The sequence below is a fragment of the Lewinella sp. LCG006 genome (assembly GCF_040784935.1).
Taxonomy (GTDB): Bacteria; Bacteroidota; Bacteroidia; order Chitinophagales; family Saprospiraceae; genus Lewinella.
The window spans coordinates 6,885,466-6,911,123 of the sequence record NZ_CP160680.1 but is presented as its reverse complement, the minus strand read 5'-3'; the positions used below and the strand labels follow the sequence as shown (position 1 = coordinate 6,911,123).

Sequence of the window (25,658 nt, the reverse complement as noted above, 5' to 3'; positions counted from 1 at the left end):
GTTTTTTACGCATGCTCCCAAACCTCAAAAAAAAGTTAATAAAATCTCCGCGAAACGGTAGGTACCCCTATGCTACCACCGAAAAGCGGCTCAACATATTGCTGCGCTTGCTCCAGTTTTTGGGGAAGGAAAAGGAGGAGGCGAAGCAGAAAAAGGGAGGTAAGTAGGGGAGGAGGGCAAGACCGCTTATTCCCCTTCCTCCATCATCCCATCTTCCGTAGCCGCGTATTCCTTCTCCCAGTGTTCCGCAAAATAATCCTGCAAAATCCGGTGCCGGAACCGCCAGGAACCGCCGTCGGATTCCAGTATGTTGTTTTTAGTGGCTTCGTTGAGGAAATCTACCAAGCGCCAGGGGAGGAGGCCTTTTTTGTATAGGATACGCCGGAGGTGGAAGTGCTGGATGATAGAGAAATGGAGCGACCACATGGAGGCGTAGAAGCGTTGGTAGGGGTGGGTTGTTTTTAGATAGGATTGGGCGTTGCTTATTATGTTAATTAGACTTAACGCTGTACTTGTTATCATAATTGCGACTCCTCCCCCCAAGATACTGTTTATGACTACTATGATTTCCTTCCCATCAAATAAACTAAAGTAAAATCCGAATAAAAGTGCTATGCCAAAATAAAATTTTTTATTTCCTAGTAAACTGTTTTTGAGACCGTCAAAATACAATTGTAAAGACCATCTAATTGTCTCGCGTGTTTCGATTATCCCCCTTATTTTTTTGATGCCAAGATAAAGACCATAAACCATGCAGCCTAATAAAGTTACGACTAAACCAAAAAGTAAACCGTTGAAAATACCACCTAAAATATCACTAAAAACACCACCGATTATCCCCTCAGACAATCCAAGGATAATACCGAAAAATATGCCTGCGAACGTACCTGCTGTCAACCCTACAACTAAAGTGAAGACTAGTGCTTGAGCGATATACTGTCTTCGAGTAAGCTTACACCAATTATACTGTAATTTAGATAGCTCTACATCTACAATGTTTTTTCTCTGCATCGTATTTGCCAGATATGCAATCCATCTTCTAACATGATAATAATTGTATTGAGCAAAATTTTCAATATTGCTAATGACGAATTTCTCTACAATTTCTTGCTCTCGATCCTTCAAATGATTTCCTGTGAATTTAACTTCTTCCCAAGTTTGCTTAGTTGAGAATAACAGTTGAGCTGTATTAAGGTAAAATGGGGTTTGCAGTGCCTCTGCCAGTAGTGGATCTTTACGTATTGCATCTAGCAAGCCTTGAGTTTCGGTAGATTCAGTTTCTTTTAGGCCCTGTATTATCTGCGTCAGTCCAAGTGGTTTCACCATTACCTGTCCTTCTACAGCCGCATCTTTAGTCTCCGCATATTCTATAACTCGTGAGCAGATCGCATATTTTGCAGCATTATCCTTTCCATAGACTGCCACCGCATCAAGAAAACTAGGTCTCTCTTCTTCCATCAACTCATCTAGCCCATCAAATAGTGGAAGCAGGCGGCCCTCTCTTATTATTTGCGATGCTAGTGTTTTAGAGAAGCCCATTTGCGGAAGCAATTCCTTCATCCACTCTTCTATGGAATTAAAGCGGACCCGCCAGGTAGCAATGTTAATAATGAACGGAATTTGCTCTTCACCTCGCTCTAACAACTTGATTGCCAGTTGAAGCAAGAGCGTCGTTTTCCCGGCACCAGGTGCCCCTATGATAAGTAAACGACCACGTTGCTTGTCGAAAATTTCAATTAGCTCTTTTTTTAGGTCGCTGACACGCAGACTCTTATTGTAGAGATGGCCTTTGGTTGGGGAGCCTTCTCTGCTGTAGGCTACTTCGATATTTACGGGAAATCTACTGGCCAGCTTACTATCAATGCGTTGCTGGTAACTTTCTGAGAGACTGGTACGGATATTTTGTAGACTATCTTGAGACACATTCTCCAATGGAGTCCCATTCGTTTTTCTGTTGAAAAAACCGTCCCCTTCACTCCAATACGTGTAAACGAGTAGGGCCAACAATCCTGCACCTACAATGGTGTAGTGGTAATTATCACCTAATTTGCCTTTGAGAAAATCGGTCAAGTCACCCCCGATCAATTCGGGTACCAGGCTCACAATGACGATGATCATTAGGAGGCCAAAGAAAGCAAGAAGAGGTTTTAGACGATTTTTCACCTGCTAAAAATAGTAAGATTTCAGAAAGCTAGATCTAACCACTTCCAACAAATTGCATCAAAAACAAGCGCAAATCAGGCAATAAGACTGAGTTTTTTCTAAGATTTATTTTCGCAGAGCGTTAATTGCTGGTATTCAATGATTTAAAAAACAAGTTGTAATCCCAGCCGAGCCACTCTCAAAAAAGTCAACATTCAAACGAATGTTGGCCTTTTTCATTTCATGCAGGTGCCGATGTATTGACCCTCAAAAAAATGGGAAATGAAGGTCGCTAAAGTGAAACCCAAGTCACAAAATCATAAAAGCCCCGGCAGTCATTTAACTGTCAGGGCTTTCTTATTGCTAGTGTCGTAGTAGAAAGGCGGAATAGGGAAAAAGAAAAATATTCACTGTCGAAAGTTAAAAGCAGCAATCTGCACAAAGGCTCCTGTCATGTGTAGGCTACACGTGCAAATAGTACTTCCGGTGGTCAAATTTGGAAATTGGGCACCAAGGGATACCTTAGGCAAAATCGGAAGTAATTGATTCCACCAGTTGCAGGCTTTACGCCTTTCTCTTTGTGTACCTCATTACTTCCGACTTCCGCTTTTAAGCCGACTTTTTCACCTAAAAACCTCCTCTAAGCCTTCCCTACGGGGCAAGGTCACATCCAACCATCTAACGATCAACAATCTAACCAATTAAGGCTTCGCCTTCGGCCCCGTAATTAGATCAATCTGCTGCTCGCGGATCAGCTGGTTGAATTTAGGGATTTCCTGGCCCATGATCCGGCGGTAATCCGCTAGCTCATCGTCGATCAATTTGGAGATTTCTTCTTTCACGGCGTAGGCTTGTGCGGTGGGCCGCGAATCTCCAATACCTACCAGACTGTTGAGGTGAGCCAACTTATTGGTGAGGCGGATAGGGAAATTCAAGGGGTCTTGGCCACTCCGGTTTTTCGTTTGGTAGAGGGTTTCTTCTACCTCCGTGAGGCTTTCCGTAATCACTTTAGCTTGTTCGCGCAAAGCAGTGTATTGGTCTCCTTTCGGAAGGCGCTCAATGAAGCCGTTCACTTGCGTTTTTACATCCCGCAGGTCGATGATGGCCTGGTGGGCTTCACTGACTTTGTCCTGCACCGACTTCATGAACTCAAACTGAGCTGCCATGTCCTCAGGTGTCGCTTCGGAGCGGGGATCAGGCAAGATGGTAAAGGTCTGCACCTGCTCTTCGTCACCTACTTTTAGGCGAGCTTCGTAGTTGCCAGGCTTTGCTTTGGGGCCACCCACACCAGCCCACCAGAGAATCATGCCGTCAAAATCGACCCCATCGGGGTAGCGCATGTCCCAATTGAAGGTGTTACCGCCTTTTTCAAATTCCAGCTTCTCGTCTTTCTCTTTCGCATCCGAAGCATAAGTACGGATCAAGTTGCCACCTTCTTCGTACAACTCCAATGCAACTGCCACGCTATCTGCAGGAAGTTCATTGATGTTGAAGTGGAAAGTCACCCCACCAGGATGGTTCATGCCCTGCGTCCGACTTGGCCGTCCCTGTGAGCCGTCCATGCGGTAGGCTTCCAGTGGTTGAAAGAGGTACTGATCAGCTGCCAGCACTTCGTCATTCAGTTGATGTAACACCGTCAGATCATCAATCATCCAGAAACTGCGTCCTTGGGTAGCAGCAATGAGGTTATTGTTTTTAATGGTCAGGTCCGTGATCGGTACCATAGGCATATTCAACTGAAAGGGCTGCCAGTTGGTTCCATTGTCGAAACTGATGTACATACCCGATTCTGTACCAGCGTATAGCAGCCCATCGCGTTCCGGATCAGCGCGCAGCACCCGGGTAAAGTGCAGCTTGTCAATGCCTTTGGTAATCAACTTCCAGGTTGCACCATAGTCCGTCGTGTGGTACAAGTAGGGGGTGTAATCTCCCAACTTGTAGCGCGTTCCCGCCACGTAGGCACCGCCCTTGCGAAATGGGTCAATCTCCACACTGTTGAACATCATCCATTCGGGCATTCCCTTGGGCGTGACGTTCGACCAATTCTTACCGCCATCTCGGGTGATGTGCAATAACCCATCGTCGGAGCCCGCCCAGATAACACCCGCCTCGTGGGTAGATTCTGCTGCTGCAAATACGGTACAGTAGTACTCTACGCTGGTATTGTCCTGCGTAATGGGCCCACCGGAAGAACCCAATTTTGATGGATCGTTTCGGGTGAGATCCGGACTGATAATTTCCCAACTTTTGCCACCATCTTCCGTCACGTGCACATGGTTAGAGGTCACGTACATCCGCTTGGGATTGTGGGGCGAGAAGAAGATCGGGAAGTTCCACTGAAAGCGGTATTTCATGCCTTCGGCACCGTAGCCCATAGGGTTGTCAGGCCACACGTTGATGGCTTGTTCTTGCTTGGTGCGGTGATTGAAGCGCGTGAGATAGCCACCATAGCTGCCCCCGTAAACCACATCGTTGTCCAGTGGATCTACCGCAATGTGGGCACTTTCGCCACCGGCAGTCGGTTCCCAGTCGCGCTCACCAATCGAGCGGCCATCCGTGCGGTGCAGCACCCGCAAGGTGCTGTTGTCTTGCTGCGCGCCGTAGATGCGGTAGGGGAAGTGGTTGTCGGTCGTCACGCGGTAAAACTGCGCCGTAGGCTGATTGTAGTAGGTACTCCAGTTTTCACCGGCATCAAAGCTGGTCTGCGCACCACCATCGTCGGCAATGATCATCCGCTGATTGTCTTCCGGAGCTATCCACAAGTCGTGGTGATCACCATGGGGCGCGTTGTAGGCTTTGAAGGTCGCCCCTCCATCGGTGCTTTTGTGGTAGCGAACGTTCATCACGTACACGATATCTTCGTCCTGGGTGTCGGCATAAATCCGGCTGTAATACCAGGCACGTTGACGCAGGGCGCGGTCGTCATTTACTTTGCGCCAGTTGTCACCACCATCTTCGGAGCGGTAAACACCTCCTTTTTCGTTTTCGATAATGGCCCACACACGGTTGCTGTTCACAGGTGAGACGGCCACGCCGCTGATGCCCCAGGCACCACCAGGCAAGCCTTTGTTAGCCGAAATGTTGGTCCAGGTGTCGCCACCATCCGTACTCTTCCACAGTGCAGACCCTTCACCGCCGCTTTCGAGGCTGTAAGGTGTACGGCGGATACGCCAGGTCGATGCGTAGAGAATCCGTGGATTGTTGGGGTCGAGTAGTAGGTCTACCGCACCAGCGTCCTCATTAGCGAAAAGGATTTTCTCCCAGTTTTGGCCACCATCTTTAGAGCGATAAACGCCACGTTCTGCACTGGGTTTAAACAGGTCACCTAATACAGCTGCGTACACAAGATCCGGATTTTTGGGATGAATACGGATACGAGGAATATGGCGCGAATTGGGCAAGCCAATGTGCTCCCAGTTTTTACCAGCATCTACACTTTTGTAAACGCCATAGCCGTAGGAGACATTACCGCGTACGGTCACCTCACCACCACCGACGTAAATCACATTGGGGTCGGCTTCACTCACGGCCACTGCACCAATGGACCCACCAAAGGAACCATCAGAAATATTGGCCCAGGTTTGGCCGCCATCGGTAGTGCGCCAGACACCCCCACCAGTAGCACCAAAATAATAAAGGTTCGGTTTTCCAGGAACACCCGTAACCGCTGCCGAGCGCCCACCTCGGTAAGGGCCGATGGAGCGCCACTCGAGGCTACTGTAATGATCTTCTGTAATTTGCTGAGCGGCCAGGTTAGGAATAGCGAGCCAGCACAGACTTAATAAGGTAAGGACGAAGGAGATTTGTTTCAGCATTTTTTCTTTTACTAGTTTTTAACTTGTCCCTAAGTTAAGAAGATGTCCAAAGATTAGTTGGCTTTAAGACCATAATTGCGTTGAAAATCCCTTGATTTGAATTGAAAATGGTGCTTAATTGTCTATGTTTGGGGCCATGCCTTCTTGGCGTTGCCAGGCAAACGTCACTACGTATCCTCCGCCCAGGCGGAGGTGTCCGCAGGACGGAGGTGGGCCAAAGATCGGTCCGCCCGGGCGGAGGTGTCCGCAGGACGGAGCCTGTCTGCCCAGCGGCACGGTAGGTAGGGTGGGTCAATAATCGGTCTGCCCAGGCAGAGGTGGGCCAATGGAGGTAGAGCATTCGCTGGTGTCAGAAAAACCAATCTTGGTGAATACAGAAATAAGCAACTGAAAATTGTATTTTTGCAAATCATTTTTTACCCCTTTGATTTAACCATCACTATGACCACCACCCGCCGCTTTCCCGCCGAATGGGAGCCTCAATCCATGATTCAGTTTACCTTCCCTCATGCAGATAGCGATTGGGCGGACTTGCTTGAGGAGGTCACTCCCTGTTTTGTGGCTTGCGTCGAGGCCGTCAGTCGCTTTCAAAAAGTGCTCGTGGTTGCTAATGATCGCGAGCGGGTAGGGAAGTTATTGGCGCACTTGCCCGCAGAGAGAGTAGAGATCGTCGTCTGTCCCAGCAATGATACCTGGGCGCGGGACCACGGGGGAATTACTGTCTTGGAAGATGGAAAACCTTTGTTGCTGGATTTTATTTTCAATGGCTGGGGCCTGAAATTTGCGGCCAATCGTGACAATCTGATTACTCGGACCTTACACACCTGGGGTATTTTTGGCAAAACGCCTGTCCAACAAATGAGCATCGTCCTCGAAGGCGGCGCGCTGGAAACGGATGGAGAAGGTACCCTATTGTCAACAACTGAATGCCTGCTTTCGCCCAACCGAAACCCTCATTTGACGCTTGCTGAAACCGAAGCGGAATTGACCCGCCAGCTTGGTGTTGATCGCTTTTTGTGGTTGGATAATGGCTTCCTGGCGGGCGACGATACCGATTCTCACATCGATACCCTGGCACGTTTCTGTAGCCCGGATACCATCGCTTATGTGCAATGTACGGATGAAACCGATGAACATTACACCGAACTGAAGCTGATGGAACAGGAGCTGAAGACCTTCCGTATGCGGTCTGGCGCACCTTACAAATTGGTGCCATTGCCCTGGCCCACGGCCTGCTATGCGGAAGATGGTCATCGCCTACCAGCAACCTACGCCAACTTTCTGATCATCAACGGGGCCGTTCTGGTGCCTACTTATGGTGTCCCGGAAGACGGCCTGGCCTTGAGTGTTTTACAGCAGTGTTTTCCCCATCGGGAGATAATTGGCATAGATTGCCGTATGCTCATCGAGCAACACGGCTCGCTGCATTGTATCAGTATGCAGTATCCGGCAGGAGTTTAGCTAGATGTTGCCATAGACAGACCACTAGTGCCTCGGGCACTAAATCCTTGACACCCCAAGTTTCGTTCTTTTGCAGCTACTCGCGTTCACAGGAAGGCAGGTTGAAGAACCATTCCTTTAGCTACGGCTAAAGTCATGAACCTTCGCCTAGATTAGCTACAAAAATAACTTCAACTTAGGTGTCAGAGACTTAATTTCCAAGGCACTAGGGACTTTCGCCGACCTAAAAGGAAGCCCCAGCTCAGCGTTTGTTGGAAATAATGAAAAAAACACACCTATTCGCACTTACCTCGGGAATGTTTTACTAAATTAACAGTAGCGTCAGTTTTCCTTGCGGGAAACCTGACTATTTTGTTTTACTTTTTAAACAAACCCATATGAAACTTTTTTCTACCTACCGACCAGCCATGGTCTTGCTGGGCTTGCTCATGCTTATAGGCATAGCGTACGCCCAACCTTCTTTCCACAACCCGATTCCGATTCCTCCCATCATCAGTACCGATGACGGATTGGTGGAGATTTCGATTGAAGAAACGGCTCATAAATTTGACCCCAACGGTAATCATCCCTTGCTGAATGGTACGGTCAATCAGCCCAATGGAATACCTTCTTGGGCGTACAATGTTTATTTTCAAACAAACCTGACTTTTTTGGGGCCAACGATCCGCTGGACGACCGGTAATCCGGTAAATATGCGGGTCTACAACAACTTGCCGGCATCCTCAACCCTGACGCCGGTAACTACGACTACGACCCACTGGCATGGTGCAGAAGTACCTGGCCGCCTCGATGGTGGCCCTCACCAGCCCATCTTGCCGGGTAATTTTTGGGACGTGAGCTTTACAAACCTGGACAGTGCCTCTACCATGTGGTACCATCCTCATTTTCACAACCAGACCTTACCGCACGTACAATTGGGCTTGTCCGGGATGATCATCTCGCAGCAACCTTCGGATATTATCGGTCCAACGTTGCCAAGCACCTATGGTGTTGATGATATTCCCGTGATTATTAGCGATTTGGGAGTATCACTGGATACCATTACGAATACGGTGAGTATTGTCAGTGAGAAAGGGCGCCGCCCCATTAATATTGTGAATGGGGTGACGAACCCTTACTTGGAGCTGCCGGCTCAAATTGTCCGCTTGCGGATTTTGAATGGTTCTACCCGTAAGGGGATTGCTTATGGCGTGAGTACTTCCAAATATAGCATGGACCCCGCAGACTGGGAGGAGTTTCGCCTAATCGCCACGGATGGAGGGTACACTTTGAGTCCGCAAGTCATGAAAAACAACATGATCGGCCCCGGGGCCAGAAACGAAGTTATTCTTGACCTCACCGACTATTCACCAGGAGATACCCTTTACCTGAGAAACTTGAAAGCCTTGCTTCCTGGTTCTGTAGTGGGTAGTCCTTTCCCTATACCCCCAACCCAGTGGCCTGGCCCGGGTGGTAGCTCACGGGACACGACGATGGGACCCGCCTTCCTGCAAATACGGATCATTCAAGACCCGCCTTTCTATGATCCTGTGGAGGTCTTTACCGAGTATGTCTCTGATTGGGACCCTACGCTGGCCGATACCCTGGGGATTACCAATCGACGTACCAAGGATCTGGTCTACATGGAACAGATAATTGAGGGGGAAGACACCCTGCGGGGCTTTACCATTGATAGTACAACTTACGATCTGGAAACGATCAATGATGTCATTTGTGAAGGAGCAAAAGAAGTTTGGACCATCCACAATAAGTCGCCGGTAGCGCACCCTTTCCACATTCACAAAATCTTCTTCAGGATTCTGGATATTGACTCGATGGGGGTTTCGATTCCACTAGCGGAGCGGGGTTTCAATGGACCGAAAGATGATGTACTTGTTTTGCCCAATTGGCGCTTGCGTTTTTTGGCCAAGTTTGATGATTATCCCAGCCCGATCGACGATTACCAACAATCGTACATGTACCATTGCCATATCCTTACCCACGAAGACCAAGAGGGGGGAGGCATGATGCACCAGTTTGTGGTAACGGACAATCCGGAGTGTACGCCCGTAGGGGTGGAAGATATGGTACTGGAAGAAGATACCATGTTGCTGTTTCCCAACCCTGCGGGTGATGAGTTGTTTATGGCGGGTAAATCCAGTATGACGAGTACCGTTCGGGTGCTAGACATTCAGGGCCGTACCATCAAGCAACAACAGTTAGGCGCTTTTGAAGGCCAGGTACCTATTGATATCAATGGTTTGAAGCCCGGGATGTACGTAGTGCTGTGGCGTAACGAACGCGGCGAAACGGCCAGGAAATTGGTGGTTCGGTAAGACGTACAAGTCTATTAGAAATGAGTTGTGCTTTGGGGCTGTTTCAAAAGGTGTTTTTTGAAACAGCCTCTTTTTTTATGAATGCGTTCGAAACAGGGACCTTGAGACTATTATCTGATGTAGGACAACAGCGCTTTAGTTGTGCGACCTTCTCCGAGGTCGGTAGTATTTTTTATACTTTGAGCTACCAATAGATGACGCTCTCCGGGGGCATTGTTACCCAAACCAAAAGACTGGTCTTTATAAAAAAGCGATTTTCAAAGCGACACCATTTCGTTTTGGTAGTGTGATGTCTACCCCTTCTTCGCCATCTCCCGCAGCACGATCCACCGCGCCAACCACTCGGGGCTGAATTTAGCGACCCAGTAATTGATGCGGAAGGCCAGGCCAGTACGAATAATGGTCGTGTTTTTCTGCAAGCCCCGGTAGGCATCACGGGCTACTTCGTCTACCGTCGTACTGGCCATGATGCTCTTGAAAGTCCGTACGCCCATCATTCCGGCTTGTTGCTGAAACTTGGTGTCGGCCAACGGGCCGGGGCAGACAGCGTATACCTTTACGGGCGATTTGCGGTCGTACAATTCCCAGGCTAGCGACTCGGTCATTTGGCGTACGAAAGCTTTGGTGCCGGCATAGATGCTGGAGTAGGGCATAGGCACGTAGGAGGCAGCCGAGCTGATGTTCATGATCTTGCCGCGCCCTTGTGCTTCCATTTCGCGGAGAAACAAATGGGTCAGTTCGTAAACGGTAACTGCGTTGAGTTGAAGCATCGCGAGTTCTGTTGGCAGCGGCATTTTTTCGAAGTGTCCGTAGGTGCCAAAACCGGCGTTGTTGACCAGTACGTCAATTTTGATGCCCAACTTTTGAGTCCATTCAAGGACCGTTTGAGCCGCATTGGGGACTGCCAAATCTAGCGCCAGGAAATGCAAGGCCACGTAGGGAAAGTCTTGCTTGAGTACAATGCTGGCCTCTTCCAGCTCGTCCGCTGGCTTGGATACCCATAAAATACGGTAACCATCCCGCGCAAACGCTTGACTGAGCGCATAACCAATACCACTACTACCACCCGTGATGAGTACCGTTTTTAGAGTCGTGCCGCTTTGATCATCCATTCGAAGATCGTTGTTTTGTAAGGAGGGAAAAGCATTTTAAAATCCAGGAACCTTCGTTTCATGACGCCCCGTTCGTTGGAGAATTCTACAAAGCTATGCTTACCATTCGATTTACCAATACCGCTGTTGTTGACGCCACCAAAGGGCAGCTCCGGATTCAGGGTGGTAATCATCAACTCGTTGATAGCAGTACCGCCAGCAGTAGTGTTATTGAGGAGGTATTCCTGGTTGCTGCGATTGTTGCTCATGATATAGAGCGCCAATGGCTTGGGGAATTGCTGGATGTAAGTGGGCACTTCGGATAAATTTCGGAAGGTGATGACAGGCAATACCGGACCGAAAATTTCTTCCTGCATCACCGCCATTTCGGTAGCGACTTGATCAAGGAGGCAGGGAGCGATAAACTTATCATCCGCATCCGTTTTGCCGCTGCCGATGAGTTGTGCACCTTTTGCCACAGCATCATCAATCAGGTTTTTAACCCGATGAAAATTTTTCTCATTGATGATCCGCGTGTAGTACGGCGACGCCTGGATACCTTTCTGGTCGGAATTGTAGGACTTTTCTATCCAGGCTTGGTATTCTTTGATAAAGGCTGCTTTCTGGCTTTCGTGCACCAGCACATAATCTGGCGCAATGCAAGTTTGGCCATTGTTGAGCAATTTACCCCAGGCGATTCGTTCGGCAGCCACTTTTACATTTGCCGTTTCGTCGATGATGCAGGGCGATTTTCCGCCTAGTTCCAACGTCACGGAAGTCAGATGCTGAGCGGCGGCTTTCATCACGATTTTACCCACCGCAGGGCTTCCAGTAAAGAAGATGTGGTGAAATGGCTTATCCAACAGGGCTTGGGAAATAGGTACATCGCCTTCTATGACGGCTACTTCGTGTTCATCAAAAAGTTCGGTTACCATGTTCTTGATAAAACTGGAGGTCGCTGCCGCTATTTCGGAAGGTTTGATAATGCAAACATTCCCAGCTGCAATCGCATGCAAAAGCGGGTTGATCGCCAATTGGAAAGGGTAGTTCCAGGGAGCGATCAGCAGTACCTGGCCTTTAGGTTCATAGCGAATATAGGAAGAGATACCCAACATGGCCAGCGGAGCACCTACCCGCTGGGGCCGCATCCAGGTCTTTAGCTGCCGCTTGATATAGAGGAGTACCGTCAGGATGGGAATGATTTCCGTAGCGAGCGTTTCCTCCCTTGATTTACGTAAATCAAACCACATGGCTTTCGCCAAACGCGCCTGGTTCTCTTCGTTGAGGATATACTGCTCGATTTTTATAATGCGCTCCAGTCGCTCCCGTGCGGTGGTGTTCTTCATCCGTTGGAGGTTATCAGGCCGCCGCTGTAAAGCAAATATTCGATCTACTTCCTGTATGTCGTATTGTTGCGCTATCATCTGCCAATTGGTTTGCTATTGTCGTTTTCGAGCCCTAAGTTAGGGAGAAGAGGAGCAAATAATGATTTAAAATGGTTGATTGTTGTAAGTTGATGGTTGATGGTTAGTCAAACCATCAACCATCTAACCATCAACTATCATTTCCAAACTACCACCTCCTTCGCCAGATGCCATTGTTCATATTTCTCACCATAAGCTTCATCTAGTGCTGCCCGACGAACTTTCATCGTAGGGGTAAGCAAGCGATTGGCTTCTGACCAGTTGATTTTATCGATAACGATGGTAGAAATACGGTGGTAATTGGCTAACTGTTGATTGATTCCGTTAAGGGTCTGCTTCAATGAATCTTCGATGGCTTTTCGCGGAGTATTACAGCCACCAGGCGATAAATTAACGAGTGCGATCGGTTGGGAGCACCCCAGTCCAACGACACAGACTTGTTCTAAATATTCGTTTTGCGCCAGATGTTCTTCCATTGGATTGGGGACGATAAACTGGCCTTTGGATGTTTTGAAAGCATCCTTGACTCGACCAATGACGCGAACGTAGCCCTGTTCATCGATGGTGCCGCGGTCGCCGCTGTAAATCCATCCATCCCGGAGCACCTCTGCGGTTTTTTCTGGTGACCGATAATAACCCGTCATTTGATAGGGCGCGCGCATCAGAATTTCCTCATTGTCATCCGCTATTTTTACCTCACAAAACGGTACCGGACTTCCGACGGCGTCGGCTGGAGCATCGGCTTGTGGACCATTGCAAATTGAGCCACATACTTCTGTCATCCCGTAAGCTTCAATCAGGTGGATACCCAGCTGTTGGTACCAACGTTTGAGATAAGCAGGAGTAATGGCAGCACCCGTGCCAGCGATCTCAACATGGCCAAGCCCCATGGCTTTGCGCAAATATTTTTTTAGGGCATTCCCCAGCAGGGGGATGCGGAAAAGTATACTCAAAAGGGGGGCAGGGATTTTGGACGTAACAGCCTGGTAAAATTTAGTCCATATTCTCGGTACGGCAAAAATGAATGAAGGTTGGACACTCTTAAGGTTATCGGCAAAGGTGTCAATCGATTCCGCAAACGAAATGCTTCCTCCATTGGCCAAACAATTAGCCTCTACGCCGATACGCTCAGCAACGTGGTTGAGGGGCAGAAAGGAGAACCATTTTTTTCGTTTCAACTGCAGCGTACCCGTAAAATTTGTCAGTTCTTCAATACGTAGTACCAAAGCAGGATTGCGATAAGTATGCATCACGCCTTTGGGCGTGCCCGTCGTTCCGGAGGTAAACAGAATGGTCCACAAATCATCGAGATCGGGTAGGGTATTGCCTTCTAGTGGGGGAGCACCCGCGACAAGCTCTTCCCAATCTTCACCAATATCCACGCTGGCGTTGCCTGCGTAATGGGGGAATTTTACAACCTGCAAATTCGCTGGAGTTACATTGGTTTTCTCTTCATTCCATTCGTCGAGTTTACCTACAAAGAGCAGCTTGATATCGCTCAGCTTGATGACTTCCTCCAAGGCGGCAGCAGGCAAGCTGGCGTAAAAAGGCACAGAAACAAAATCCCCCATCATCAGGGCCAGGTCGGTAATGATCCAATGGTAACAATTTTTGGATAGAATACCCACGTGATCACCCGCCTGGAGGCCTTTGCGCTGAAGTGCCGTACACAAGCGACGGGCCTGTTGCCCAACTTCGGCATAGGTCAGTTCTTTCCATTTTTTACCATAAGGTTGGCGAAGAAAAATGGTATTCGCCTGCTCTTTTTCCCAGCGATAAAAAGCGGCCAGTATGGGCTCAAGGTTTTGGGTTAGTTGGCTTTTATCCATTGCGTGTAGTTCGTTTTTTTGGCAATGGTCTTTTGGGGCATTCACAATTTACAAACCTTTTTACAAATACGACTTTAGCAAATTAGCCAGCCCCATATTGTCGAAGTTGAGATGCTGGGCGCCATCCACGTAGAGCGCAATACCGGAGATATAAGCCGCTAGTGGGCTGGCCAGAAAACAAACGGCGTTGGAGATGTCCTCTACTTGTCCAAAACGCTGGAGCGGAATTGCTTTTTGGGCTTCCGCAAACATATCCTGAACCGGTTGTGGGTAGGTTTCCAATCCCGAAGACTCGATGATGCCAGGGGCAACACAATTGATCCGAATGCCCGAGGCCGCCCATTCCTGAGCCAGTGACTTGGTGAGGTTTTCGACGCCAGCGCGCGCAGCGGCCGTATGTGCCATGGCCGGAAAACCACGGTTGATGCTCGCGATGATATTGACGATAATGCCTTGTGATTGAGGCAGAAAAAAGGTGTTGGCCATTTCGCGAATGGCGAAGAAGGTACCGTTGAGGTTGTTGTCGATGACGGCCCTCCAACCTTTATCACTGATGTATTCTGACAAAGACGGGAACTGTCCACCAGCATTATTGACCAAAATATCGAGGCGGCCGTGAGTGGTTTTAATGAATTCGGCTAAGGCCTGAAGGTCTTCGCTTTTGCGAATATCGCAGGGTAGGGAAGTGCATTCGCCGTACTGACGAAGTTCTTCCGTCGACTTTTTGAGGAGGTCTTCCTTGCGGGAACAAATGACGACTTTTGCGCCAAGTTGGAGCATTTGTTTGGCGATAGCAAAGCCGATACCCGATCGCCCACCCGTGACGAGGGCTACTTTATCGGCAAAAAGTTGGGGGTGAAACATGTCCTAATTTGTTTGGTGAGGCTTGGTGGGCAATTTACCTCATATCTGGCAATTTTTAACATTGTTCGCTACGAACGAGCTTGTTGACATTGGGTTGACACGCGAACAACAAAAAAATGACAGATTGACAAAGTGACATTTGGAGGAACTGTTGTTACTAAAATAGCGACTGAATATTTGTCAGTCTACCTGGGATGGCACAAGCCTTGTTGTGGTTTAATTGTAATTTTCATCAGCAAAACCAATCTATGTAACACGTTTACAGATTTAATTTTCTTTCCATTAATTAACTTAAATCTGAATAACATGAAAAATTATATCATCTCTGGGCTAATAGCCCTGGCAGTATCCCTGGGAGTCGTCTTTTGGGCGCCAGGCCTTTTTGGAACCGATGAGACCATCAAGATTGAACACATTGATGGCATGCCGGTAAAAGGTGCCGTTTTGACGGTAAACGGTGACAATGAAATTGTACCCCTCGATTTTACGAAAGTATCCCAAGATGTGATGGAAGCCGTGGTTCATATCAAGTCTACCCAGACGGCAAAAATGGCGCAATCACAGCAGCAATACCGCCAATTACCGGACCCCTTTAAAGACTTTTTTGGCGATCGAGGAGGAGATTTCTTTTTTGGCCCCCAAGGGCAAAAGCCAGGACAGGGTGCTCCCGATCGGGTGGGTACAGGATCTGGCGTCATTATCAATAGTGGCGGTTATATAGTCACCAATAACCATGTGGTTGCAGACGCCAGCGACATAGAAGTAGCCTTGCACGATAACCGCACTTTCAAAGCGACAGTGATTGGTACCGATCCAACTACAGACTTGGCTTTACTGCAAATTCAGGCTAAAGACTTACCTGCGCTTCCTTTGGTCAACTCCGACGATGTGAAAATTGGAGAGTGGGTACTGGCCGTGGGCAATCCTTTTAATTTGAATTCTACTGTTACGGCTGGTATTGTGAGTGCAAAATCTCGCAGTATCAATATTCTGCAAGACCAGTATGCGGTTGAATCTTTCATTCAGACCGATGCTGCCATCAACCCCGGAAACAGTGGGGGCGCATTGGTAAACCTGCAAGGTGGACTGATCGGAATCAATACCGCCATTGCTAGTCCAACGGGGGCTTATGCGGGTTACGGTTTTGCAGTGCCCGCTAATATTGTCAGCAAAGTGGTAGAAGATTTGTTGAAATATGGCACTGTTCAGCGGGGTTTCCTTGGAATCCGTATCCGCGGAGTAGAAGGTAATTTGGCGAAGGAGAAAGAACTCTCTGTCAATACCGGCGTCTACGTTGAAGAAGTAGGCGAGAAAAGCGCCGCTGCCGCCGCTGGTGTGAAAGTAGGTGATGTGATTGTCGCGGTAAATGAACTGAAGGTGCAGACGCCCGCCGAACTACAAGAACTGATTGCGCGTAACCGCCCGGGCGATGATGTAAAACTGAGCCTGATTCGCGGTAAAAAAGATCTGGAACTAACCGTGCAATTGAAAGGTCAGGAGGGCGAAACGAAGATCGTAGCTGCCGAACGCAATGAGCTATTTAATGAATTGGGTGCCAGTTTTGAAAATATCAGCAAAGACCAGGCAGCAGCGCTGAACATTACTGGTGGTGTCAAAGTAAGTAAGCTCTATGCTGGAAAAATCAGTCGCCAGACCAGTATGCGCGAAGGATTTATCATTACCAAAGTGGATGGGCAAATAATTCGCAACGTAGAGGAGCTGATCAAAGCACTGGAGAACAAGAACGGTGGAGTGCTGGTAGAAGGCGTTTACGAAGGCTCTCCAGAGGTGTTCTACTACGGTTTTGGCCTGTCGTAAATGGCGCTATGCGGTCCGCTTCGCGTCCTTAAGCAGAAGGTAGAGGGATGGTAACTTACCGTTTACAGTCCCTCTGCCCTCTACTTAAAATCCTTCTTCCAATAAGACCTTACGCTGTTTCATGTCGTAGCGATCCCCATTCCTGAGGAAGTAAAAGCTGCGTTCTACAGGGGGTAATTTTTTTAAATCACTCCCTTCTCTTGACCAAAAACTTTGGTCGTAAACCAAAACGTAGCTTGGTCCCATGACTTCGAAAGTATCACCTTGCACGATGATGGCGGTTCCTTCGTCGATTCCGATACCCAGCAATTCCGGATGTTGATCCAGAATGGTAAACATGTCAAATTGCCGATTGCGGGACAGGACGTGCTGATCAATGGCGATGTTTTTGATGAAACCGAAACCAACTTCGTGATCTCCCATCATGATCTGATTGTTTTTGGTATCGCCCCGGGCCAGGTACGAACCCTGAATGGTAGCCCCTGCGGAAGATCCGCCTATAGCTCCTCCGCGCTGTAAGACGGCTCGGAAAAGTTCTTCAGCGCGAGTGCCTCCGTAGGCGTCGACCAATCGCCATTGGCGGCCTCCCCCAAACCATACTCCTCCGGCATTTTTCAACACTTTAGTAAAATCTGTACTATTGGCTACGGCTGGATCATTGGTGTGGAGGACCTGCACGTTTTGTGCCCCCAGGCGGCGAAATGCGGAAGCTACCCCTGCATCCTGATCATAAGAAGGAGCGCCTCCAGCAGTTGGAATGACGACCAATGACGCATTCATACCACCAGCCAGCTCAATGAATTTAAGCAGCATATCATCTCCGAGATGTCCTCCTCCAGCAACAACTAGCGAACCTGTTTCTGGACCGGTGGTAAGTGGCTTTGGTTGAGCACCAAGAGGGTTGCTCTGGCAAGAAAAAAGCAAGAAGAACAGAGGGAAAACACAAAAGGGAAAGATCGGTCTCATAAGATTTTTGTTTATTGCGACAACTAACCTAGACGTTTGGCTCAAGTCAAGATAAGAGCGTGTGGGGGAATTTTGCGAATTGCAGGCCATAAATTGTACTTTGTAACAGGAAAAAATAATAAAAATGAAAGCCGTCATTTGCGACTCCTACGGTCCGCCCTCCAATTTGCGCTATGGTGAACTGCCCACGCCAACAGTTAAACCCACGGAAATATTGGTTGACGTCCATGCTTGCAGCGTGAATTTTCCGGATACGCTGATCATTCAGGGCTTGTACCAGGTGAAGCCAGCGTTGCCCTTTTCTCCCGGTAGTGATATTGCGGGAACCGTCAAGGCATTAGGTTCGGAGGTGAAAGGATTTAAAGTAGGTGATGAGGTGGTAGGTTTTGCTCCTTACGGAGGCTTTGCCGAGGAGGCCGTTTTGCCCGCAAAAGCGTGCTTTCCCAAGCCGCCAGGGATGGATATGACGCAGGCTGCAGCGTTTCTATTGGCCTATGGCACTTCGTACCATGCCCTGAATGATCGTGCACAATTGAAGGAAGGAGAGACCCTGCTGGTACTCGGAGCTGCTGGTGGGGTAGGATTGACTGCCGTTGAGTTAGGCAAGAAGATGGGCGCAAAGGTTATTGCGGCAGCATCTACGGATGAAAAACTGGCCATCTGCCGGGAGTACGGGGCCGACGAAGTCATTAACTACAAGAAAGAGGACTTAAAAACGCGGGCCAAAGAACTGACGGGTGGCAAAGGCGTAGATGTTATTTACGATCCCGTAGGGGGAGACTATACAGAAGCCGCCCTGAGGGCCATTGCTTGGGAGGGCCGTTATCTGGTCGTAGGTTTTGCGGCGGGCGATATTCCAAAGATTCCTTTAAATTTACCCTTGCTGAAGGGCTGCCAGATTGTAGGGGTCTTTTGGGGCGCTTATGCGCAACGCAGTCCTGGCAAAAATATGCAAGCAACCTTACAGTTAATCCAGTGGTTTAACGAAGGGAGCTTAAAACCACGTATCCACGCTACCTATCCTCTGCCAGAGGCGGCCAAAGCTCTGGAAGCATTGCTCAACCGTGAGGTAAAAGGAAAGGTAGTCATTACGATGAAGTAGCGCTTTAAGTACAAGGTACTTAGTAGAGCCCGCCTGGCCAAGCGGACAGGGGTATAGGGATTATGATATGCCCAAATGATACGTCATACCCTGAGTACCAATTACCGTGATTAATGAAATACTTACACGCCAGCCTCGTGTTAAACAAATATAACTATGAAAACAATAGCAATTGGAGCACAAGGTGGCCTCGAACACCTACAAATAAAAGAGCAAAAGGATCCGCAGCCGGCGGCTGGTGAAGTGCTGGTGCGTTGGCACGCCACTTCTTTGAATTACCATGATTACCTCGTTGGCGTTGGGGGGATTCCCGTGCCCGAAGGACGCGTACCCATGTCGGATGGCGCGGGAGAGGTAACTGCCGTAGGAGAGGACGTGACCGCTTGGAAAGTGGGCGACAAAGTGATGTCGCTGTTCTTCCCTAATTGGTTGGACGGTAGACCAACGCCAGGCAAAACAACTGCTATTTCTGGCGAGACGGTAGATGGTTTTTTGACTGAAATGTCTTGCGTATCGGCCCACTCGCTGACCCACATACCTGCTGGATTTTCCTACGCGGAAGCAGCTACCTTACCCTGTGCCGCTCTTACTGCTTGGCGGGCACTGGTCGTAGAAGGACAGCTAAAGATGGGCGATAAAGTTTTGATTGAAGGGACTGGCGGGATGTCGATTTTTGCCCTGCAACTGGCCCTGACTGCCGGTGCGGAAGTTTATGCGACGACCTCCTCTCCCGAAAAGGCCGAACGATTGAAAAGTATGGGGGTAAAAGAAGTAGTGAACTACCGGGAAGACGAATGCTGGGGGCGAGCCATCTACAAACTAAGTGGAGGTGGGGTAGACCACGTATTGGATGTCGGGGGTGGTTCCACCATGCAGCAATCCATTGAGGCAGCAGCCATGGGCGGGCATATTGCCTCCATTGGTATCTTGGGTAATGGTCGCAAAGGGGAGATCACTTTCCCCAAGCTCTTTTTCAAGCACTTGCGGATGACGGGCCTCGCCGTGGGTAGCCGTTCGATGCAAGAAGACATGATCCGCGCCATTGAATTATCAAATTGGAGACCAGTGATCGATAGTAGTTTTGGATTTACGGAATTGGCAGATGCTTTTCGTTATCAGGAAAGTGGTGCGCACTTTGGGAAGATTGTACTGGAGTATTGACCGATCACCGCTCACCTTGTATAAGCCGAATGGTGAATTCCTTTACCGTATCAACATTGTTTAAATAATCATCGATACCCTGGGTCACATAATGGTCAGGCAAAATCCCTCTTTCTACGGGAAGCATGGTGGCCGTGGTAACGTGTGTATTATTGGCTAGATAATATTCCAGCCTGGTGTTCGGAAGTCTACAGATTTTCTGTCCTGCTGAACAAAACTGATTGGAGCCCAGTTCTTCCCCGACAATGGTCCCAAGCTTAAGTGCTTTTACTATTGACATGAAATGGCCCGTGGTAGAATTGCCGTTGCCATCTATGATGAAATAGCATTTCCCCGCAAAACCAGGCTTCTGAGGAAGCTGTACTTGCTCGCCTTCAACAGGCCCTTCTTTTCCTTCGTATTCTGCTAAAGAATAATAGGTAAAGGGACGATCTGAAAGGTATTTGAGCAAGTGAATACTTGATTCGGAAGAACCTCCTCCGTTAAAACGAACATCAATGATCAGGTTGGTGATCCCTTCCTCGCTTATTTCCTTAAAACTACGATCGATGAAATCCACAAATACGTCGAGATTACCCCATGGGTAGTAGTTGAAGGAAGCAATGGTCATAATAGCGATGTTACTTTCTTTCCGTATTTCCAGGCATAATTCATCGCCACAAGATTTGATGGAGGGGTCGCGGTAGAGGTTCTTAAAGCGTTCAGCCTTATTCAATACTACCGGAGCATCTTTGCCTTTTATGACAAGCTCATAGCTTGTGGGAAAGCCCAGTGCATAAGGAATCATCCCGGTAGCCCAGGTATTAAAAGCATGCTTTTTGGTGGTTTCTACATATCCCTGGGAGGAAATGTGCTGATAGATATCGGCAATGAGTGCTGACACGGCAAGGCCATTGATGCTCAAAATCTCGTCTTTGATGGCTATCTTGGCTTCGTTGTTAAGGGGATCAATAACGAATAATTTTTCGTCTACCCAGCGAACCTGAAGTGGAAATCTTAACGACAAGGGCAGCATTTCACTTTCCTGATTAAAGCGCCCCATAGAGGAGTGCGAGCAGTTGATACTGGCAATTATTTCGCTACAGTGCCAAGTGAATTCGCCGTAGGTAGTCTGGTCGGTAATCAGGGCTTTTTTTTCTTCAATGGTTTTTAAGAATTCAGCTTTAGAAATGAATTTGAGGGCATTGGGGTGAACCTCCAGGATCTTTTGCCCCAGTTGATCCAAGTCTTCTTTATAGGCCTTTGCGGTAAAAACTTTAGCAAACTTTTCCGTTGGCTTTTCAAGGGCTTTTTCCGGGAATTTCATTCGCTCAATCTGGTCCTCAGCATTGAAGTTTTCGGGATTGAGTTTGAGCGATTTTTCATAATTGGCGATGGCCAATTCCTTGTTGCCATTCACCATGTAAGCTTCGCCTAAGCTATCGTAGGGATTCGAAGAATTTGGGAATTGCTCAACGATTAAGGCGAAAATAGCGATGGCTTCTTCCGTCAATTCGTTCCATAGCAAGGAGTAGCCATACATGGTCATTTCATCTTCATTGCCGAAATTATAATCATTGGGATGTTCTTCTTTCAAGCGACGGTAAAGCGCCACTCTTTCCTCTACGGGTAGGTGATTGTTCTCGGTAAGCACTTGCGCGATGGACAATTTACTTTCTTTAGCATCAATTTCTGATCCATGCTCTAACGAGGAATCCATTTGTTGTTCGGTGCTTCCCAGGGTATCACTCTTCGAATCTCTTGACGCGTTCGATTTGTGTTGAAAGCCACAGGCGGAGAAGAGAAAGCACAAGAGGAATACATAAACAACAGTAATATTCAATTTCAACATGTTGAAGACTTTTGCGGAGTGAAGCACAAAGAACCAAAGTAGAAATTCGATTTGCAACCGTTTAACAGCTAAATAACATCCTTCTCCAGCGAGTACCCCGCGCAAGCTGCCTGGAAGGTGGGAACGAAGTGACCAGTGCCTGCCTACTGGCTACGGTGTGCCGGAGCCAGTAGGCAGGCACGGAGCGCAGCGAACCCTGGAAGGGAGCGACCCCGCTAGGGGATGCGGCCAAAGAAATAATAAAGGCAGCCTAAAATTATGAATAGATAGCAGCCTGTAAGTTTTCGTCGTCCGCGAGATTTTGTAAAGTAAACCGCCCGACCTGCTCAAAAACTGGGTCGCCACCCAAGCCGATATCCAACAAGATGGCACCAAAAAAGACGGCCCAACCCCTGGCGCGCGCCAAGAGTGCCGGATTGGGAGCGTAAACGGCAAGCCCTTCCCGACGTGCTTTTGGATCGCCAAACAGCATCCAGAAACTGGCCAGGTCGGTAGCCGGATCGCCAGCGGTCATGTCGCCCCAATCGATAATGGCCGAGAATTTGCCTTGGTGGACAATAATATTCTTGGGGTGGAGGTCGCCATGAAGGAGGCACTTTGGCCCCTGGTGGGCTGGTGCAGAAAGGGCTGCCGACCAAACGCTTAGGATGTTTTCGGAAAGGAGCCCGGCAGCGAGAAACCGTTGAAGACGTGCCTCGGTAAGATCGGCTTTGTGGTGGAGAGGGTAGCCGCGATGAGGGTTGAACGGTGCGTTGTCTGGCGCGGGCCTATGGAGTGCCTTGAGAAATTGAGCAAGGCGGGGGGCTTCGGTCCCGTACGGTAGTGCCTCGGCTGCCGCCTGGCCAGGAAACCAGGGAGTAATGCTCCAGGGCCAGGGGTATCCGTCTTGTTCCTTTCCCAACCGCAGTGGAGCAGGCGTGGGAATAGGCAAGGTGGGCGCAAGGATCGGCAACCACTCCTGTTCACGCAGCAGATAGGCAAGGGCCTGTTGGCGCCGAGGCAGCCGCACGAGGTAATCCTCTCCCAGGTGGTAGACCTTATTGTCCCAACCTTCGGTAAGGTAGCGGAGCTCCAGGTGAGCAAGGTCCGGATGCTGTTTTTCCAGCAGGGTACGAACCAGCGTTTCGTCGATTACCACTTCTGAGGCGGGTGTTTCCATATAGAAGAGCGCTTAATCTTTTTGTACGAATTCCACGGCATCAATGGGGTGCAAAAAGAAATGATCGGGCCCAATTAATGATCGTAAATCGGCGCGGGCCAGACTATCACGAACGGGGCCCATGGTTCCCGCCAGGTAGAGTTCAATGTTGTGATCGGTACACCATTGGTGAAGTTCGCGTAAGGCACTGAGGCCACTGGAATCGACATTGATAATGCTGGAGGTGTCGAGGATCAAGACTTCGAGTTTGCCAGCATAGTTGTTTACTCTTTTCTGAATTTGATCTTTAAAGTAGGCGGCATTGAGGAAAAACAAGGAGGCATCGAAGCGAATGATGAGCATGCCCTCGTGCTGGATGGCCTCGGGGTAGCGCTTGACGTTGCGGAAATAATCGCTATTGGGCAACTGGCCCAGCACCGCAATGTGGGGGCGCGACGATTGGAAAAGCACCGATAGCAATGATAAAGCCACTCCGGTGAATACCCCCTCAGCAATGCCCAAGCCAATGGTGGCCAGGAAGGTAATGACAGCCATGTAAAAATCGCGACGATCAATGTTCCACAAGCGGGCAATCCCCTGGATTTCGAACAAGCCTCTGATGGCAACCAAGACGATAGCCGCTAGGATGGCCTCGGGGAGGTAATAGAATAGTGGTGTGAAGAAGACCAACACCAGGCTGGTGGCCACAGCGGCGATAACGGAGGCCAACCCGCTGGTAGCTCCACTATCGTTGTTGACCGCTGACCGGGTGAAGCTGGCCGAGGAGGGGAGGGCCTGAAACAGTCCCCCCAATATTTTGGAAGCTCCCAAGGCAAAAAGCTCCTGGTTGGGGCGGAGGCCCGATTGCCTGTTTTTCATTTCAATTGCCTTACCGATGCTGATGGTCTCGACCACACTCATGATCGTGACCGTGAGGATGGTAGGACCGAGCAATTGTACCTTACTCCAGGCAACTTCAGGTAGTTGGAAGGCAGGAAAACCCGCCGGAATATTGCCGACAATGACGAGCCCCTGATCTTCAAGATGTAAAAAAGTAGAGAGCAGAATACCAATAATGGTGACTAACAAAGCACCAGGGATCATAGGCGCCCACTTTTTGAGCACCAACATGACTACAATGGCACCGCTACAGATGGCAAAACTGAGCCAATGCGTCTCCGGGAGGTGGGAAAAAACGTAATAAACGGTTTCGTAAAGTTGCTCAAAGCGGGGGACTTTGATGCCAAAAAGGTACTTTAGCTGGCTCACACCAATGATGATGGCTGCGGCCGAAGTGAAACCCATGATCACCGGATTGGAAAGGAGGTTGACCAAAAAGCCGAGCCGGAATAGCCCCATCGTAAACTGGGCAATACCAATCAGCAATCCTGCGAGAATAACCAGTTCGATATATTCAGCACTACCAGGTTCTGCTATTTGGCTGACGCCCGCCAACACCAGTAAAGCCGATACCGCAACCGGGCCAATAGACACCTGCCGGGTAGAACTCATCAAGCCATAAATAAGCAAAGGAACCACGCCAGCGTAGAGGCCATAAATCGGCGGCATACCAGCCAATAACGCATAAGCCATACCCTGTGGCACCAGCATAATGCATACGGTAAGTCCGGCAATAAGATCGAAGCGAAAGCGATTTTTGCTGTAATCTTTGAGTTGTTCCGCCAGAGGGAAGTATTTTCGCCAACGCATGCTGAATGGAAGTGGTTGTGTGGCAAAGATAGAGATTATGATTAAGCATCAAAAATCACCTTCGCTGACATTGTGCTTAGGATGCTCTCCTTTCTTATGTTTGTGCAATTAAAGCTCATTATTATTAACCTTGAATTCATTTTATGAAAGCGCTACTCACTTTGATTTTTACGCTCTCTGTATTATCGGTTTTTGGTCAATGGTCCACGCCGATGTTTTCGGATGCGGAAGCCGATGTATTCCTTCCTGCACCAAAGGAAAGCCTGTATCTCCAGCGGTATCGCAGCATTTTCCTGGGCTTCGGCCCACGGTATTTGAATACTGATCCGGGAACGATTGAAACAACTTTTATGGATGACAGCCCTTCGATGGATACCTTCAATTCTACCTTTGAGGTTAAGGATGGGTATGCTCAGTTCGCTATGAATATAGGTTACAAAGCTGGGAGATATCGAGGTACTTCCCATGATTATTTGCTCGATGTAACTTTTGGGAAGAATTATACAGCTAAGTTTGCCTACTCTTGGGGTTGGAATTTTCTAACTAAGCTGAAAGGCAAGGACTTTGTTATCCGGCCAGCTATTCAAGGAATTTTGGGTGGGAGTGGTTTCCGGATCGGAAAAATCCAGAACAATGCTTCTTATATCCAGATTAATGAAAAGAAGTATTACGAAGAAGAGCTGAATATCCACTTGCAAGGAAGTAGTCTTACCTTTGCGCCTCGCATAGACTTTACCTACATTTTTGCTAATCGGTGGGACTTTTTCCTGAAGGCGGCTTATGATGTTCCTGCGGGAAATTCGAATCCTATGCTACAGTTCAGCGTACCCGATAAGATCAGTACTGATGATACGCCTACGGATTCTTTTGTTTCTATCGATAATGAAAACTTGACTATCACCTACAATGGTGAGCCTCTTGTGTCATTGCCTTATACGACTGGAGGCTTGCGCGTAACTTTTGGAGTAAGCTATTTATGGAATCGCTAATC

Annotated in this window: 16 protein-coding genes; 6 read left to right on the top strand and 10 right to left on the bottom strand. The window is 48.7% G+C overall.

The window, feature by feature from the left end:
• Window positions 1–186: 186 nt before the first annotated feature.
• Window positions 187–2,163: a hypothetical protein gene (locus AB0L18_RS25325; RefSeq protein WP_367390113.1), complete on the bottom strand. Its 1,977-nt coding sequence runs from the start codon at window positions 2,161–2,163 to the stop codon at window positions 187–189.
• A 680-nt stretch (window positions 2,164–2,843) separates the two neighbouring features.
• Window positions 2,844–5,957, bottom strand: coding sequence for a glycosyl hydrolase (locus AB0L18_RS25320; protein WP_367390112.1), 3,114 nt, complete (start codon window positions 5,955–5,957; stop codon window positions 2,844–2,846).
• 441 nt (window positions 5,958–6,398) lie between these two features.
• On the opposite strand from AB0L18_RS25320, the gene AB0L18_RS25315 reads away from it, so the two are divergent.
• Together AB0L18_RS25315 and AB0L18_RS25310 are read left to right on the top strand one after the other, a co-directional pair.
• Window positions 6,399–7,418 carry an agmatine/peptidylarginine deiminase gene (locus AB0L18_RS25315; protein ID WP_367393190.1) on the top strand — a complete coding sequence of 340 codons (1,020 nt, stop codon included), beginning with the start codon at window positions 6,399–6,401 and terminating at the stop codon, window positions 7,416–7,418.
• Between the two features lie 377 nt (window positions 7,419–7,795).
• Window positions 7,796–9,733, top strand: coding sequence for a multicopper oxidase domain-containing protein (locus AB0L18_RS25310; protein ID WP_367390111.1), 1,938 nt, complete (start codon window positions 7,796–7,798; stop codon window positions 9,731–9,733).
• Between the two features lie 293 nt (window positions 9,734–10,026).
• On the opposite strand, the gene AB0L18_RS25305 is transcribed toward AB0L18_RS25310, so the two are convergent.
• The 4 genes from AB0L18_RS25305 to AB0L18_RS25290 form a co-directional block, all read right to left on the bottom strand.
• On the bottom strand, window positions 10,027–10,845 hold the full coding sequence (locus AB0L18_RS25305; RefSeq protein WP_367390110.1) for an SDR family NAD(P)-dependent oxidoreductase: 819 nt from the start codon (window positions 10,843–10,845) through the stop codon (window positions 10,027–10,029).
• On the bottom strand, window positions 10,818–12,248 hold the full coding sequence (locus tag AB0L18_RS25300; RefSeq protein WP_367390109.1) for an aldehyde dehydrogenase family protein: 1,431 nt from the start codon (window positions 12,246–12,248) through the stop codon (window positions 10,818–10,820). The genes AB0L18_RS25305 and AB0L18_RS25300 overlap by 28 nt, the downstream gene beginning before the upstream one ends.
• A 137-nt stretch (window positions 12,249–12,385) precedes the next feature.
• Window positions 12,386–14,077 (bottom strand): AMP-binding protein, encoded by a 1,692-nt coding sequence (locus tag AB0L18_RS25295; protein WP_367390108.1) that lies wholly within the window; start codon window positions 14,075–14,077, stop codon window positions 12,386–12,388.
• A 60-nt stretch (window positions 14,078–14,137) separates the two neighbouring features.
• Window positions 14,138–14,941: an SDR family oxidoreductase gene (locus AB0L18_RS25290; protein ID WP_367390107.1), complete on the bottom strand. Its 804-nt coding sequence runs from the start codon at window positions 14,939–14,941 to the stop codon at window positions 14,138–14,140.
• A gap of 306 nt (window positions 14,942–15,247) precedes the next feature.
• On the opposite strand from AB0L18_RS25290, the gene AB0L18_RS25285 reads away from it, so the two are divergent.
• A complete protein-coding gene (locus tag AB0L18_RS25285) occupies window positions 15,248–16,759 on the top strand; it encodes a Do family serine endopeptidase (protein WP_367390106.1) in 1,512 nt (503 codons plus the stop codon).
• Between the two features lie 84 nt (window positions 16,760–16,843).
• On the opposite strand, the gene AB0L18_RS25280 is transcribed toward AB0L18_RS25285, so the two are convergent.
• A complete protein-coding gene (locus tag AB0L18_RS25280) occupies window positions 16,844–17,725 on the bottom strand; it encodes a cyanophycinase (protein ID WP_367390105.1) in 882 nt (293 codons plus the stop codon).
• A 124-nt stretch (window positions 17,726–17,849) separates the two neighbouring features.
• On the opposite strand from AB0L18_RS25280, the gene AB0L18_RS25275 reads away from it, so the two are divergent.
• Both AB0L18_RS25275 and AB0L18_RS25270 read left to right on the top strand, forming a co-directional pair.
• A complete protein-coding gene (locus tag AB0L18_RS25275; RefSeq protein WP_367390104.1) occupies window positions 17,850–18,827 on the top strand; it encodes an NADPH:quinone oxidoreductase family protein in 978 nt (325 codons plus the stop codon).
• A gap of 156 nt (window positions 18,828–18,983) precedes the next feature.
• Entirely contained in the window at window positions 18,984–19,988 is a 1,005-nt protein-coding gene (locus AB0L18_RS25270) for an NAD(P)-dependent alcohol dehydrogenase (RefSeq protein WP_367390103.1), read from the top strand.
• A 4-nt stretch (window positions 19,989–19,992) separates the two neighbouring features.
• Here AB0L18_RS25270 and AB0L18_RS25265 read toward each other — a convergent pair whose 3' ends face one another.
• From AB0L18_RS25265 to AB0L18_RS25255, 3 genes are all read right to left on the bottom strand, one after another.
• Entirely contained in the window at window positions 19,993–21,819 is a 1,827-nt protein-coding gene (locus tag AB0L18_RS25265) for a S41 family peptidase (RefSeq protein WP_367390102.1), read from the bottom strand.
• A gap of 256 nt (window positions 21,820–22,075) precedes the next feature.
• Complete coding sequence (locus AB0L18_RS25260; protein WP_367390101.1) at window positions 22,076–22,978, bottom strand: aminoglycoside phosphotransferase family protein; 903 nt, start codon at window positions 22,976–22,978, stop codon at window positions 22,076–22,078.
• 12 nt (window positions 22,979–22,990) lie between these two features.
• Window positions 22,991–24,667: a SulP family inorganic anion transporter gene (locus AB0L18_RS25255; RefSeq protein ID WP_367390100.1), complete on the bottom strand. Its 1,677-nt coding sequence runs from the start codon at window positions 24,665–24,667 to the stop codon at window positions 22,991–22,993.
• A gap of 143 nt (window positions 24,668–24,810) precedes the next feature.
• On the opposite strand from AB0L18_RS25255, the gene AB0L18_RS25250 reads away from it, so the two are divergent.
• Window positions 24,811–25,656 (top strand): hypothetical protein, encoded by an 846-nt coding sequence (locus tag AB0L18_RS25250; RefSeq protein WP_367390099.1) that lies wholly within the window; start codon window positions 24,811–24,813, stop codon window positions 25,654–25,656.
• Window positions 25,657–25,658: the final 2 nt, after the last annotated feature.

Excerpts from the sequence above, each read along its gene's own strand:
- AB0L18_RS25275 (WP_367390104.1), top strand. The coding sequence starts at position 17,850 with ATGAAAGCCGTCATTTGCGACTCCTACGGTCCGCCCTCCAATTTGCGC.
- AB0L18_RS25290 (WP_367390107.1), bottom strand. The coding sequence starts at position 14,941 with ATGTTTCACCCCCAACTTTTTGCCGATAAAGTAGCCCTCGTCACGGGT.
- AB0L18_RS25300 (WP_367390109.1), bottom strand. The coding sequence starts at position 12,248 with ATGATAGCGCAACAATACGACATACAGGAAGTAGATCGAATATTTGCT.
- AB0L18_RS25320 (WP_367390112.1), bottom strand. The coding sequence starts at position 5,957 with ATGCTGAAACAAATCTCCTTCGTCCTTACCTTATTAAGTCTGTGCTGG.
- AB0L18_RS25270 (WP_367390103.1), top strand. The coding sequence starts at position 18,984 with ATGAAAACAATAGCAATTGGAGCACAAGGTGGCCTCGAACACCTACAA.
- AB0L18_RS25305 (WP_367390110.1), bottom strand. The coding sequence starts at position 10,845 with ATGGATGATCAAAGCGGCACGACTCTAAAAACGGTACTCATCACGGGT.
- AB0L18_RS25260 (WP_367390101.1), bottom strand. The coding sequence starts at position 22,978 with ATGGAAACACCCGCCTCAGAAGTGGTAATCGACGAAACGCTGGTTCGT.
- AB0L18_RS25315 (WP_367393190.1), top strand. The coding sequence starts at position 6,399 with ATGACCACCACCCGCCGCTTTCCCGCCGAATGGGAGCCTCAATCCATG.
- AB0L18_RS25255 (WP_367390100.1), bottom strand. The coding sequence starts at position 24,667 with ATGCGTTGGCGAAAATACTTCCCTCTGGCGGAACAACTCAAAGATTAC.
- AB0L18_RS25280 (WP_367390105.1), bottom strand. The coding sequence starts at position 17,725 with ATGAGACCGATCTTTCCCTTTTGTGTTTTCCCTCTGTTCTTCTTGCTT.
- AB0L18_RS25295 (WP_367390108.1), bottom strand. The coding sequence starts at position 14,077 with ATGGATAAAAGCCAACTAACCCAAAACCTTGAGCCCATACTGGCCGCT.
- AB0L18_RS25285 (WP_367390106.1), top strand. The coding sequence starts at position 15,248 with ATGAAAAATTATATCATCTCTGGGCTAATAGCCCTGGCAGTATCCCTG.
- AB0L18_RS25265 (WP_367390102.1), bottom strand. The coding sequence starts at position 21,819 with ATGTTGAAATTGAATATTACTGTTGTTTATGTATTCCTCTTGTGCTTT.
- AB0L18_RS25310 (WP_367390111.1), top strand. The coding sequence starts at position 7,796 with ATGAAACTTTTTTCTACCTACCGACCAGCCATGGTCTTGCTGGGCTTG.
- AB0L18_RS25250 (WP_367390099.1), top strand. The coding sequence starts at position 24,811 with ATGAAAGCGCTACTCACTTTGATTTTTACGCTCTCTGTATTATCGGTT.